This window comes from Reichenbachiella agariperforans (assembly GCF_900142205.1).
Lineage (GTDB): Bacteria > Bacteroidota > Bacteroidia > Cytophagales > Cyclobacteriaceae > Reichenbachiella > Reichenbachiella agariperforans.
On the sequence record NZ_FRAA01000001.1, the window covers coordinates 196,374 to 213,367 of the forward strand.

The window sequence follows — 16,994 nt, forward strand, 5'->3', positions numbered from 1 at the left end:
AAAATGAATACATAAAAAAGACTCGAGTTAAAGCACCTCCTTTGTCTTTGATAAAAGAGATTTGATAAATACCATTTTATAAATATTCATACTACTTTTAAATTAATTACTGTATTCCAAACCAAACTGATCACCTAATCCTAGATGTTAAAGCGCCTTACCATCAGCACTCTGGCTCTGTTTACCAGCCTAGCCTCTTTTGCACAATCAGCAAATTTCACAACCGATTTATCAAATAACGAAAGCTGTGGGGCTACATCAGTCAACTTCTCAGTTGATGACGACACAGACATCACTGATTACAGCTGGGATTTCGGAAATGGAGAACCAGTCTCTACTAGTGCTACCGCAGGAACTACCTATCTAGAACCAGGAAACTACACAGTAACCTTAACGATCAATGGAGGGGCTGAATCAAGCCAACAAGAAATTATTATCTATGCCAAGCCAGAACCTGAATTCATAGTTGATGGAGGTGATGATTCAGGGTGTATCAGTTCAACTTTAGATGTTTCGTTCGACTACACAGGTGCAGTTCCTCCAGTAAATGGAGGAGAAATTGTAGCTTGGGACTGGTCATTTGGGGATGCAAAAGATCCCATTAGGCTATATGCTAGTGAGGGCAACAATGGAGACATTACTTATACCTATAGTGGGTATGGTTCTTTCAACGTAGTAGTCGGTGTACTTGATGCAAATGGGTGTACAGCATCCTACGTACTACCCAACGCAGTTAGTATTTATCCAGAACCAACATCAGGTTTCACCTATAGTTATGACGAAGGATGCAGCTTTCCGTTGGACGTACAGCTCACCAACTCCTCCACAGACCCCACCTCCAGCATCAACTTATTCCTCTGGACTGTCACTGACCTTAGTAACTCAACTGTAATAGAAACAAGCACAGATGAAAACCCTATCATCACTCTTCCCACTGCAAAAGATTATGACATTAGCCTAGAAGTCACAAATAGCCCTGGTTCATGTAGCAATGAAAGTAATCAAACACTCAGTTTTGAAAACAATGTTGCTGTTTTCGTCTCAGACAAATCTGAAGTATGTGTTGGAGAAGACATTCAGTTCACCAGCACTGTTACAGATGGACTAGGAGGCACTCCTGGCATCTATCATTGGGATTTCGGAGATGGCAATACCGCATCAGAACCCAACCCTGTATACGCCTACAGCGACGACACAGGCAGTCCATACACCGTTGCTCTAACTGTCACATTTAGCAATGGCTGTCAAGAAACAACTGCACAAGAAGACCTAATCATAGTAAATAACATAGGTGAGCCTGTAGTGAGTGTCAGCAAAGAGGAACTCTGTGATCGAGAAGAGATTACTATCTCAACTAACACCATTGGCACTAAATACTACTGGGATTTTGACTATGATGGCACTACACCTGATTTTGACACAGGTACATCGACAGGTACTGTCACACACTCTTACCTTTCGGAAGGACTATATGATATCCTAGTACAAGTGCAAACTGCTGAGGGATGTCAAAACCAAGGAATATTCTCCTCAATTCTAGTAGAGTTCCCTAAACCTGCCATAGAAGTCTCCGAAGGCCACTATGGCTGTGTCGGTGATCTTGCTAGTTTCGACGCAAGCGGCTCAACGAACACACTTCCTACTGGCAGTAACACTATAGTGAGTTATAGTTGGGACTTTCAGAACGATGGAACGATAGACCAAACAGGTTCTAGTCCTCTAGCAGAAGACATCCCTTTTAATGAGGAAGGTAAATTCGACGTAGCACTAACTATAGAAACCTCCGATGGATGTACTAACACCATCGTATACCAAGATGCAGTAGAACGGGGCTATGTTCCGACTGCTACTTTCACTTCTTCCAAGAATACAGAATGTGTAGACACAGCTATCAGCTTTAACAGTACCTCCTCACGCAACGATATCGGTACACAACCTATTGATAGTGTAATTTGGGATTTTGGGGACGGCACTATCGTCAGTGGAAATCCGCTAGAAGACCCCAGCCTTAACAACCCCTCTCATGCCTACTCAGATGATACGGAAGATGGATCACCATCTGGAGGTTACACAGTATCACTTACTGCCTTTAGTGATGGTTGCCCTTCTAATGTCGCTACAGATGTCATCAATATCACTTATCCTGTTGCACGATTTGAGTATCCAGATTTAGGTCAATGCTTTGCTGCCAGTGATATTGTATTCACGGCACTAGATGGTGCTAATTTGAGTGAAGGAGTAGATGAATACCGTTGGGATTTTGGAGATGGCAGTCTAGAACCTGGACCAGACAACACAGCCTTTACCGTTGGAAGTGACCCTAGTACGACACACCAATTCACCAAAAGAGGCAACTACACCATTGTCCTTTATGTCAAAAACAATACCAGTGGATGCATAGACACTTATTCATCTGTCATACCCGTAACTTTTGCGATCCCTAACTTCACTACATCAGACTTGATCGTATGCTATGACGCTGATGAAGTGCAGTTTGTCAACCGATCCGTCTCCATAGCTGCTACGCCTAGTTATAGCTGGGACTTTGGGGCTGACGCTACTCCGGCCACTTACGATGGCGCTACCCCACCTGTTGTTATTTATTCCTCTCCTGGACTAAAGACCGTGACATTATCCATGAATGAAAACAATGGGTGCCCTGTAAAAGTAGCTACCCAAACAGACTATATTGATGTCCGTGGTCCGATCACGGACTTCTCAATTGTTTCGGACAATGCCGACCCCAATGTTCAGTGCTTAGACCCAGAAGAAAGCCTCACGTTCACCAGCAACAGTACTGCCAATGGCAATACAAATATAAGCTGGGAGTGGGATTTTGATGAAGGAGCCAATCCTCCAACAGTCAGTACTGACAACCAAGACCCGATAGAGGTTAGTTACGCTACTACAGGATTAAAAACGATCTCTTTGACCGTCACCGATGATGCTGGCTGTGTAGATACAGAGATTAAAACAGATGAAATAGCCATTCCAAACCCTAATGCAAACTTCGGTATAGGGAGTGAAAACAAATGTATCACTGAGAGCATTACCATCACTGATCAATCCAACACCAGTGGACTAAGTAATATAAGCGACTGGGAATGGGATTTCGGAGATGGTGCTACGCCAGCGACTTTCTCTGGTCAAAACCCTGGATCAGTGGTCTATGCTACAATCGGTACAAAAACCATAACCCTCACCATCACCAATGAGGACGGATGTATGGATATATCCACACAAGATCTTGAAATCTATGAGGCTAATGCTTCTTTTCCTGCTGTCACAGAGACGGGCTGTGCTCCATTAGAAGTTACTTTTGAAGACACGTCCGTAGACGCTGTTTCCTGGCTGTGGGATTTCGGAGATCAATTCAATTCTACCTCCACAGAGCAAAACCCTACCTTTATCTACATCTATCCTGGCACCTATGACGTCACACTGACGACTGTCAGTGCTGGTGGTTGTCAAATTACCGTCACTGAGACGGCAGTAGTGACAGTAGATGGCCCTCAGTATGACGATTTTAGCTATATACTAGATCAAGTGTGTATCAATGAGGATGACAATCAATATCCCGAAGCGACATTTACCATAACTGGCCTTAGCGACACCAAGTCTCTGCGTTTGGATTTCGGGGACGGGACAGTTGTTTATGAAGAAGAGTTTACAGATGCAATGAATCCAAATAGTGGCAATCCAGTAGTCGTCACACATCAATATGAGACCTTTGGAACTTTCAAACCAAAGCTAACCATCGCAGATGATCCAGCAAGTCCAGATGCATGTGGTGCTTTCGTATACGTACCTGAAGTACCGGAACTCATCATCAGTCATGATACAGAACCTGTTTTCACCTCCAACTCCGTACAAAACGAAACATGCCAAAATGTAGCAATTCAATTTCAAGACAAAACGCAAACGGACGGTGGATTAATCGATGATCGCTATGCGATTACAGACTGGTTATGGGATTTTGGTGACGGGACAACCTCTACCGATAAAAACCCTAGTCACAGCTACGCCTCTACTGGTACTTATCAAGTCTCTTTGACACTCACTACCGAACTCGGTTGTGATGGCACGACCACTCAATCTATCGAGATCGTCGGCGCACTGAGTGACGACACGCCTGGCACTAGTACAGAGATATGCGCAGGAGAAACGCCTACACTTGATGCTAATACCCCAACAGGAGGTGAAACAAGCATAGCTTATCAATACCTCTGGCAAGTCAGTTCCAATCAAAGTACTTGGTCTGATGCTCCTGGCATCAATGATGGAGAAGACTACACGATCACCGCTAGCAATCCTACTGCTACCACGACCAAATACTATCAGCGCATCACTACGTCTCTCAATTGTACAGCTGTATCAGGCATGTTCACAGTGGTTACTGATCCGAGCACTTTATCTGGAATATTGTCTTCGGATCAAAACGAATGTTATGGCAACAATACTTTCCGACTGGTCTTAGAAGCCTACAGAGGAGAGATTTTGGATTGGGAGTCGGATACCAATGCAGACTTTAGTACGGCTACTTCCCTTGGTATCACTTCAGACAGTTACACTTACAGTGACCTAACTGGCACTACTTATTTCCGTGTATCCGTTCAAAGTGGGGTTTGCGAACAAGAATACTCCAACACTGCTACTATCACCGTCCAAGATGAAATAACAGGAAATGTAATTGACCCAGATATTGCTGAATGCTCGGACACAGATCCAGGCACACTCACCGCTACTGCTGTAGCAGGTGGAGCAGGATCTGGCACTTACTCCTACCAATGGCAAAGCAGTTCGGATGACAGCAATTTCTCTGATATAAGTGGAGCGACCAGTGAGAGTTATGCACCTGGTATTCTCACTAGTACCACCTACTTTAGACGAATAGCTACCTCTACAGGCACGAGCACATGTAGTGTAACTAGTGAAAGTTTAGAAATCAACATCACCCAAGCACCCAAAACTGACCTCACAGTACTTGCCCCAGCGGTATGTGACGATGAAGACGCTGTAATTACCATTCAAAATTCAGAATCTAGCTATACCTATGAAGTACTCAACACGAGCGATGCAGTCGTCGGTACGGGTACTGGAAATGGCAGTGACCTCAACATCACAGTCGCAGAAGCTGACTTACCTGATGGGGAGACCCAATTTGATTTTGTGATCCAAGTCACCAATGGGATATGTGTTCGCGACTTCCCGAGCAATACACTAGACATCAATGCTGTACCTGATTTAGATCTAATAGTGACACAATTCGGAGATGTCTGTAACGGTAACGACGGTCAAGTCACTATCGCATCAGCAGAAGACGGCTATACCTATGAAATCCAAAACACAGATCAGAGCAACAAGGTAGTAGCTACTGGCACTGGTGACGGCACTGACCTCTTACTCACCATCCCATCTAGCGAACTACCTAGTTCTGGCACATTCAACTACCAAGTTACCGTACAAAATGGCGCTTGTGGAAAAGTTCTAAACACCACTGGGTCATTTGACATCATCCCTACTCCTGACAATAGTCTAGCAGTATCCGACCCTACGATTTGTGAAGAAACACTCCCTACTACAGTCGACATCATTGTCTCTAATGCGGTAAGTGGCGTAAGCTACCAGCTTCGTGAAGACTTAGGAGATATTAATGTAGGTGCAGCACAAGAAGGCACTGACGGAGACTTGACATTTAACATCACAGCACCAAGTGTAACGACTCTTTACAACGTACTCGCTACCTCGACCTCCACAGATGGAACTCCCGCCCTATGCGACGGTATCGAACTCACCAATAAATCCAAAGTCACCATCATCCCAACGCCAGCGATCGACCTGACCGTAAGTGACCCTACTATCTGCGAAGGAGATGATGCCACTGTCAACTTGGACAACTCTGAGGTAGATGTACTATACACCATCAGACTAGAAGATGACACGGATGCTACAGGTACTACCACGCAAGTCAATGGTACAGGAGGTACGGTCAGTTTCACTGTCAGTACCACTACAGACCAAGTCTACGAAGTAGTCGCACAATCTACCCTAACTGGTGATGCTGGTTTATGTGCGGAATTTGTCCTCACAGATCAAGCCACTGTGACGGTACGTCCTACGCCCGAGACTGACGCCACCCTAGTCGTCAATGATTTCGAGTATTGCGAAGAAGAAGTAACTGTAGCAGCATCTGTTCCAGACCTAATATTTACCGTTACGGATTCAGAACTCAACGTCAACTATAGCATCAAAGAACAAGGATCCGCTAGCTACATTGAAGCAGATGTTCCTGGTAATGGAGGAATTCTTACCTTTTCGGGCATTCCTGCTCCTAGTACGACAACTATATATGAAGTATACGCGCGTGACAATGATGCGGCCGATAGTGGTCTTTGTCCCTATTACCTCTTAGAAGATACTGGCGTAGCAACTGTCGCACCTATCCCTAGCCAAAAAACAGTCAGCGATCCGGTAATATGTATTGGTGATGCTGGAGAGATCATCCTCAGTGATTCTGAGCTAAATGTATCCTATCAATTGGCTTTAGCTGATGGTTCTTTGGTCGGACTACCTGTAGCTGGTACGGGCTCGGATATTACTTTTTCGATATCCATCGTAAACAATACAACCTTCTATGTCGCTGCAACCTCTACCCTAGTTTTAGGTTGTGAAACTGTGATCATGTCCGACAATGCAGATGCAGTGGTCATCCCTATCCCTGATGCCAGCGTAGATTTTACAGCTTCAGACGCTGAGGTATGCGAAGGGCAAGAAATCACCTTCACGATAGCTACAGAAGATGACGTCACCTATCAAGCCAAAAAGAATGGTGTAGCACTAGGAACACCTATCTCTGGAGATGGCACACCGCTGACTTTCACAGACACACCGGCAGCCTCCGCAGTCTATACAGTAGAAGCTACGCCTAGTACGCAAAACTCTCTCTCGGCTGATTGTGCGACTATCCAGTTGTCCCAATCCATTGGAATTATAGTAGTAGGACCGATCGCATTTGATCAGCAACCTACTGACCAGACCCTATGCTCTGGCACAGCTACTTCCTTTGTATCCCAAGTCTCTAACAACGGAGACGGTGGCGCACCCGAATTACAATGGCAAGTCAGTACAGACAACGTCACTTATACAGACCTTAGTGATGGTGCGGTATATACTGGGACACAAACAGAAAACCTATCGATACTAAACACGACAGGACTAGATGGCAACTACTACCAACTCATTGCCAGTATCGGTTCGTGTGAGGAAAATTCTGACCCAGCCCAACTCAATCTAGGTACGATACCGGATTTGGCGGGGTTTGCCTTATCGGTCGACGACTTGTGTTTGGGAGAAGAAGCAGAAGTAACTGTCACTGGGCTTTCGGACGGAATCTATGACTTCACCTATGACATCACAATCTCTAACACCGTAAGTGATGAAACAGTAGAAAATATAACTGTGACAGGAGGAACTGCGAATTTCAATGTATCAGCCGACTTGATCACCAACGATGGAAACAACTCCTTCTTTATCACCCAAGTTGACTACAGTACTGGGCAAGGTTGTGGTTCGGTAGCTACCGCAGAAGATAACTTCATTGTCTTCCCACTCCCAGATGTGACTGGACTCAGTGTCGTAGCAGATGATATCTGCGCTGGTAATGACGCAGTAGTGGATGTATTTGGCAATCTCGTGGACGGCTCTTACACCTTCACTTACGATTTATCGGGTGCTAACACCGCTACTGGACTTACGGCAGATGTAGCTACGATTGGTGGAGAAGACACTTTTACCATCCCGAGTACCAGCTTGAGTAGCAGTGGTGCAACCGTGATTTCTATCACCAAAGTACAATACGTTACTGATGAGCAATGTGCGACCACAGCAGTTAATGCCAATACTCAACTGACCGTAATCAGTGCACCTGATGGAGCTACCCCGACGCTAGATGACTTAACTGTATGTGAGGGAAACAGTGGACAACTAACCTTGCACAATTCACAAACCAATGTCAGCTATCAACTAAGAGATTCTGATGGTGACGATGTAGGCTTGCCCCTTCAAGGTAACGGTGGTGATATATTCTTTACCATCACTCCTACGAGTAATAGCAACTACAGTGTGTTCGCTAGTTCATCTGTGGTTACTAACTGTACTGGCGTAGTACTGGCGGATCTAGCTACTGTCACGGTGATTTCAACACCTACCGCAGACTTAGAAGTAGTAGGCGATACGCCGATCGCATGCTTCGGAGATGAAGCTTCGATCACAATCAAGGATACAGAAGTCGGCGTGAGTTATCAGCTCCGTGCCAATGGCATAGCTGTCGATGGATTTGTATTGGTCGGTGATGGCACAGATCAGTCTTATGCAGGCGTACCTTCCAAATCAGCCGTTTACTCCGTACTAGCGACTCCAACCACTCAAGACAGTGATGCCAACAATTGTAACAGTATCCAATTATTGGATTTGGTGACTATCCAAGTCGATGGCCCTATCGTCATCAATGCTCAGCCCGACGATGTAACAATTTGCTCTTCGAGTCAAAAAGTAGCCTTCACTACAGATATAGACAATCAGGGTGATGGAGGAACTCCAAATTACCAATGGCAATCCAGTGCTAACAATACGACATTCAACAATATATCAAATGGTGCGGTATACGCTGGTGTAAATACCCAAACCCTGCAAGTGCTCAACAATACAGGGCTTGACCAGAGATACTACAGACTTAAAATCACCACTGCGCAGTGTGAGTTATATACTGATGCAGCACTGTTAAGTATTACTGCATTGCCAGACACAGATGATCTAGCACTCACCACCACTGATGTGTGTGCAGGAGAAGATTTGGTGGTAGATTTCACGAGCAACCAACTCGCCGACCAATCTTATCAATTCACTTACACAATCACTGGCAGCAACTATTTTGGACCTACTGAAGCCATCGTTTCGGTAACTAGCGGCAATGGGTCAGGTTCTTTCACAGTTCCTAGCGAGCAAATCAGTGACATAGGCACTACAGTCGTCACAGTCACAAAAGTAGATTATGAATCCGGCCAAGCTTGTAGTGTATTCGGGCTCTCTGCCGCCTCTACATTTGAAATAGAAGCAAATCCAAATACGCAAAACCTATCTATTGACGGTACCGATATTTGTTATGGTTCGGATGGAGAAATCGTGTTCAATGGTCGTTTGGCAGACGGCAATTACCAAGTCATTTATAACCTCTCAGGGGCTAATACGGCAAGCGATCAAACTACTACTCTCACGATGAGTAGCAGAACAGGTACGGCTTACATCCCAGCAAATCAATTAACCAATAGTGGCAGTACCGATTTCGAATTAACCAACATACGCTATGCCTCCGGCAAACAATGTAATGTCACAGCGGAAGATGAAACAGACTTTATCGTCTTAGAAAACCCAGTATTATCTGGCGAAACGCTAACTTCACCTCAAGTATGTATCGGTGAATCCGTCAGCATCACTTTGACCAACTATCAAACAGGCTTTAATTACTATATCCAACGCGATGCGGATGGAGTCAGCGTAAGTGATTCGCTATCTAGTACAGATGCTATAGCGAGCGAACTGATATTTGACTTATCCCCTACTCCCATGGTTACTGGTACTTATAACCTTATAGCTTATGCCTTGGGAGCAAATCAAGCCTGTACCAGCGTCGAGCTTTCTAGCACGAACATAACCATAGTACCTGTACCAGTGACCAATACCATCACTGTGAGTACTTCTGATGCTCAAATATGTGCAGGTGAAGATGTAACGGTCAACTTAGACAATGCCGATGCTTCAGTATCCTATCAGCTCCAAGCCAATGCAGTCAATATAGCAGGAGCAGTCATTCAAGGAGTATCAGGGTCGCAGAACTTCCCTATCCAATCACCTACGAGCACGACAAATTACCGTGTCACCGCTACGCCTTATGTAGGTGGATCAACCACTTGTGATACCGAACTACTCACTAGCAGTACAGCTGTAGTCGTAGAAGGGCCTATCACATTTGACGTACAACCTATGGACGCAACGATCTGTGATGGATCTCCAGTTCAATTCACGACGCAAGTCACAAACCCTAGTGGTACAACGACCTACCAGTGGCAAGAAGACAACGGAGGTGGCTATGCGGATCTCTCTGAGGCAGGTGTCTATCAAAATGTGACATCACAGGTACTAACCATCACGAATGTAACTGGTTTGACTACTAATCAATATAGGTTAAAAGTAACTACTGCTGAATGTGAGAGCTACTCGAATGAAGTGACACTCACTGTAATGTCTACACCAGATGTATCAGGCATCACTCTGTCTAGTGATGATGTTTGTCAAGGACAAGATGCCACTGTATCTCTAACGGCCAGCAATCTATTGGATGGAACGTACAGCTTAGAATACACCATCACGCCTACTTCATCAGGCACACCTGCCACTTATAACACTACTGTTACACTTGCTTCTGGCGATGCTGGAACGGGAGACTTCATTGTAGATGCATCATTGATAGCAGATGTAGACGAATACACTATTGATTTCACCGAAATCAGCTTAGGGGGTACATGTGCCGATGATCCTGGCGTACAATCCACCTTCAATGTATCCGCTAATCCTGACCTAACGATATTCGACATTACCATAGATAACATCTGTCCAGGTTCAGATGCAGAAGTGAATATTTCAGGTAGCAGTTTAGCCGCTGGTACATATACCGTTTCTTATGATTTGACAAGTGCCAACACTGCATCACTATCTTCCATAGCGACAATAGACGGGTCAGGTGATGGGTCATTTGATATACTTAGTGCCAACTTAGGCACCAATGGAACAACAGTCGTCACAATAACTGACGTAGCTGTCGATAATGCACTAGCTTGCAACACAGCAGTTGGTACTGTATCTGCATCCTTCTTAATCGTACCAGACCCTAGCATATCTAGTCAGATCCTCTCTGATCCGCTATTCTGCGAGGATGACAATACAGTCAATATCACGATGACCAACTCACAAAACAATGTGAGTTATCAACTGAGAGACAACACTACTGACACCCCAACAGGTTCTGCACAAACAGGTAATGGAGGTAAACTTAACTTCAACAGTATTGCAGTAGGTACTACAGATGTTGCTTTCAATATACTCGCTACACCAATATTGGATACTACACCTACCTATTGTGGCAATACTTTGGAAATATCAGACCTCTCTAATGCCACGGTGATAGCTAACCCAAGTGATGCCTTGACGGTGACCGCTGATGCAACGGATGTATGCGCAGGGGATCTCGTCACCATCACCGTTGCGAATACGGAAACAGATGTCCGCTATGAACTCTATGATAACAGCGGCACTCCTATTGCCGGTCAAATCTTTATTGGTGACGGGACAAGCAAAACCTTTACCAATCGACCAGACGCTACCATCACTTATGTCGTCAAAGCCACACCAAACATACTAGATAGTAACAATGCTAGTTGTGGTGAAACGACCCTGACTGACATGGCCACTGTACAAGTCGACAAATTAGAAATCACCACACAACCGCAAGATCAGTACACATGTAATGCAGGTGCTACCCTATCCGTCGTAGCGACCAATGAAGGGACTACCAGCATAGACTACCAATGGTATAGAGGCAGTACGGCTCTGAGCGACGGTGTGGATTTCACGGGGGCTAACACTGCTGATTTGGTAATTAGTGATGCATCAGCATGGAATGAACAAAACTTCCATGTGAACCTATCTACGACTACAGGATGTGATTTGGACTCGGACGAAATTACGTTATATGCACGCAATGCACCTATAACCTCTAATCTGAACCTATCGACTAGCAATATATGTCTAGGTTCAAGAGAAACAGTACAGGTGTCAAGTGACCTCTCCGCTGGCGTTTATGAATTCACCTACAACATCAGTGGTGCCAACGTTAGCACTGGTAATACAGAAAATGTCATCATCAATGGGCAGGGCAAAGGAAATCTATATGTCCTCAGCGGAAAACTCACCAGCTCTGGTAACACCAGTATTACAGTTACGGAAATAGACTTCACCTTAGGTATGGGCTGCTCAGTTTCAGGACTATCAGCCACCTCCGCATTTATCATTGAAGACCTACCTAACGAAACAGGACTAAATCTAACCGTAGACAACATCTGTTTGGAAGAAAATGGGCAAGTAGACATCACCAGTTCTCTCGTAGATGCAGACTACTTCTTTGATTACACGCTCACTGGTGCCAATACTGGCAGCTACTCAGGAGAAGTCACGATCAACAGCGGAGATGGTTCGGGGGATGTTGACATCCCTGCCAGTCAACTCACCAATGCGGGTACTACAACCGTCACCGTCACTGCCATTCGATTCGAATCAGGGCAGTCTTGTGAAGCAACAGGTACAAATCTGGCACAAACCTCTTTCGATGTTGAAGCCAACCCTATAATCTCCCAAATGGTCATTCAAGTGGCTAATATCTGTGAAGGGCAAGATGCTTTAATCAATATCACAAGCACACTACCAGCAGGAAACTACAATTTTACCTATGTCACTTACGGAGCAAATGCCGCTGCAGGAACACAACTCGTGACCATTGCTTCGGACGGGTCAGGTAGCTTCACGGTAGCAACTGATGACATCCCTGTACCTGGTGCAATGACTTTCGCCATAACAGCTGTTGCCAATAGCACAGGAAACGCTTGTAATATGAATAACCTCAGTATAGCTGATAAATTCATCATCGAAGACCTACCTAACATCACGAACCTAGCGATGATCACTCAAAACACTTGTGAAGGCGAGCCTGTAGACCTAATCTTCACGAGCAACTTAGTCGATGGCACTTACGAATTGACTTACGAGCTATATGGCGCCAATACAAAAGCTGAAAGCGCGATCGTGGGTCAAGTCACCTCTGGCACAGGCAATGTGCAAGTCACCCTCCCAGAGACCTTTGTGCAAAACCCAGGGTTGACAACCATTTCTTTATCTAACCTGAAGTTCACGGACGGACAACAATGTGGACTACCTCTGGATGTTCAGGCGACTTTGGAAGTCTTAGAAAAACCACATCCTCAAGATTTCCAAATATCTATTGACAATGTGTGTGAAGGAGTCGATGCAACCGTCACTGGTACATCGACAACTCTAGCAGATGGCAGCTATTTGATCCAATACAATCTTGTAGGACCTGATGGTACATCCTCTCAGTCACAGGCTATCACAGTAAATAGCGGTACGACTACTTTTAGTATCGATCAAACCTTGCTAACGGCTACTGGGAGTTACGCTGTAAACTTGACTGAAATCACCTACAGCACTGATCTAAGCTGTACCGAGGATCAAGTATCCACTTCTACTTCATTTTCAGTGAATAATCTACCTGATGTCTCCAATGTCGCTCTAGACATAGAAAGTCCTATATGTAGAGCCAATGCACCGATACTCACAATCACAGGACTGGAAGCTAGTACGCAGTATACCATCAGCTATGACAACAATGGTACAACGGCTACACAGGAAGTCACTACTAGTTCAACTGGAACAGCAGCACTAACTACCAATAGCCTAACGCAGGATGGCAACTACGAAGTACTATCAGTTGCATACAAAGATGATGACACCAACTGTGCTTCGGATGTAAATATGACACCTGTGTTAGCAGATGTGGGATGTAATCCGATCAGTCAAGACGCTACTGTGTCAGGTCTAGAAGATAATTTAACAGTATTCACCGAAAACGATTTCTACTTCGAAGACCCAGACAACGATGCATTCCAAGGAGTCGTCATCACGAGCCTACCTGTAAAGGGTGCTCTTTTCTATTCGGCCAATCCCGTCACACAATCAGACGTAGTGACTAGCACAGCTTATCCAAATAGAAACCTATTCAGATATCTACCTAGCTTTGATGGTAACGGTCAGCCATTTGACTTCTTTACCTTCAAGGTTAAAGACAACTCTGGAGATACAGACACCGAACTGAGTATCGACAACTATACCATGAAAATCGACATCCTCAAAGTAGAAGATGCGCCTGAAGTGGAAGACATTGATTTATCTACCGATGAAGAAGTAACACTGACTTTCGCAGAGAGCAATTTCCTAGATGGTTTCTTTGATCAAGAAAACGAACCCCTGCAAACTATACGCTTCGAATCTCTTCCTCTCGCTACAGAAGGCTTCCTATTGTGGAATACAGATACTGTACTCGTGGATCAAGAGTATGCTATAGCCGAAGCAGCCAACCTCACATTCGTTCCTGCTACCAATTTCAGTGGGGATTTGAGTTTCGAATGGAATGGCTCTGATGGAGACTTATTCGCAACGAGTGCTGCTGATATCAACATCACGGTCAACCCGATCAACGATGCACCTATCGCGCAGGATGATGCCTTCAATACCAACGGTACCAACCTCGTAGCAGGTAGAGTCTCTGTCAACGACACTGATCCAGAAGGTGACCCTATGAGCTATACCGCTACCTCACAACCAACCGACGGTGTGTTGATTTTCAATACAGATGGCTCCTTTACCTACCAGCCTAACTCTGGTTTCAATGGTATCGACACCTTTACATACCAAGTCTGTGACACACCAGCCAAACCACTGATCTCACTTTGTGATGATGCGACGGTTACGATCTCAGTCACCGCAGTACTACTCGACTCTGATGATGACGGTATATTGGATATCATCGAAGTAGGCTCAGACCCCTCCAACCCAATAGATACAGACGGTGACGGATCTCCAGACTACCTCGACAAAGACGCTGACAATGATGGCATTGCTGATTTCTTCGAATACAAAAACACGGATTTTGGCATCAGTGGTCGTGTACATGCTACCAACAATGTCTTGATCCCTCTCGATAGCGATGGAGATGGACAGCCAGACTATTTAGATACCGATTCGGACAATGATGGCGTACTCGATATGATCGAAAGTGGCAACATCCTTCCCTCCGGACAGGATTTGGATGGCAATGGCATTGATGATGTATATGACACGCCTGATGGTACATTCACCAACTCGCTGTCTCGTGATCCTCGAGATACCGATGGAGACGGTGTCCGTGACTATGTAGATACTGATGATGATAACGACACCATCCCTACCCTACTTGAAGACCCTGATGGAGACGGTAACGCGACCAATGATGATACAGATGGAAATGGCATACCCAACTATCTAGACAATGACGATGACGGAGACAATGTACCGACCATGATCGAAGATGTAGACGGAGATGGCAACCCTACAGACGATGACACAGATCAAGACGGACTAGTCAACTACCTCGACAATGACGATGATGGTGACTGGGTACTAACCATCAACGAAGACATCAACACGACTGGTAGGCTAGAATTGGCCAGCTACGAATGGTTCGATACCGATGGAGTCACATGGTTACAGGCTGATGGTGACCCTACCAATGATGACACAGATGCTGACGGCATCCCTAACTATCTCGATAGTGACGATGATGGTGACGGGCTATCCACTAGAGAGGAAGATGTCAATGGCAACCAAAACCCTCAGGATGATGATGAAGATAAGGATACCAAACCTAACTACCTCGATTCATCTAATGATGAAGATGGTGATGGCACGCCTGATATCGAAGAGTGTGACCAAACAGGTGATGCAGGAGCAGGACTCACCTGCGACTGTGATGGAGATGGTATACCTAACTTCCTCGATGCGTATGACGACTGTGATGGACCTCTTTTGGTAATACCAAACGTATTTACCCCGAATGGCGATGGATCGAATGATACCTGGAGAATACCACTCATCGATGACCCACTCTATGCACGAAACAAAGTGCAGGTATTCAACAGGTGGGGAACGAAAGTATATGAAGGCACCGACTATGACAATGTCAATGTGGTGTGGAATGGTACTGCCAATACTGGTTTAGTACCTTATGGAAAGGAGTTGCCTGACGGTACCTATTTCTATTACCTCACGATCGAGGGTGAAGATGAACAATTGTCGGGCTATGTAGTGATTAAAAGATAATGAGAAAGCAACCATCAAATATCGTTTTACGAGTAGCCTTATTCCTGTTGATGATCATGGCGTCTGGAGCTGTCTTTGCGCAGCAGCAAGGCATGTACACGCAGTATATGTTCAATGGCCTAGCGCTCAACCCTGCCTATGCAGGGAGTCATGAAACACTCAGCCTAACAGCACTCACCCGCCACCAATGGGTGGGACTAGATGGCGCACCAAATACGCAGACGTTCTCCGCGCACGCACCTCTCAAAAAAGATCAAATCGCCATGGGACTGCAAGTGTACAATGACAACATCGGCGTATCACAGACCTTCTCAACATTCGTGTCAGCGGCGTACCGAATCAATTTTGAAAAAGCCACGCTCTCACTGGGGCTACAACTTGGGTTTTCGAGTTTCAAATCAGATGTCACCTCACTCAACCCAGTCTTTGACCTCAATGATGTGGCGCTGAGTGAAAATGTCAGAGAACCTTTCAAACCCAATATTGGTACAGGGGCTTACTATTATTCGGATCGATACTACATAGGTTTTTCCCTCCCGACGCTTCTCAACTCGACCATCAATACCTTCGAGATAGATGACTCGAACTTGACCTACAAAAGCGGAGAAGCCAAACGTCACATGTTCTTGACAGGAGGTTACTTGTTTGACCTAGGAACACATTTCAAAATCAAACCCAGTGCATTAATCAAGTATGTATCAGGTGCCCCCATGCAGTTTGATATCAATGCCAACTTGCTGATCGACGAGGTAATTTGGGTCGGAGCATCCTACCGCATTAACGAAAGCATCGCATTTCTACTAGAACTAAACCTGACAGATGACCTGAGGTTCGGATATGCCTATGACTACACCCTCAACGACCTCAGCAATGTCAGTTCGGGCACACACGAGATCATGCTCAACTACCGCGTAGAATTTAAGAAAAACAACGTCACCTCTCCTAGATATTTCTAA

Annotated in this window: 2 protein-coding genes; both read left to right on the plus strand. The window is 45.2% G+C overall.

What is annotated here, in order from left to right; all coding sequences use genetic code 11:
* Nucleotides 1-144: 144 nt before the first annotated feature.
* Nucleotides 145-16,038 (plus strand): PKD domain-containing protein, encoded by a 15,894-nt coding sequence (locus BUB99_RS00785; protein ID WP_073118555.1) that lies wholly within the window; start codon nt 145-147, stop codon nt 16,036-16,038.
* Nucleotides 16,038-16,994 carry a PorP/SprF family type IX secretion system membrane protein gene (locus BUB99_RS00790; protein WP_073118557.1) on the plus strand — a complete coding sequence of 319 codons (957 nt, stop codon included), beginning with the start codon at nt 16,038-16,040 and terminating at the stop codon, nt 16,992-16,994. The genes BUB99_RS00785 and BUB99_RS00790 overlap by 1 nt, the downstream gene beginning before the upstream one ends.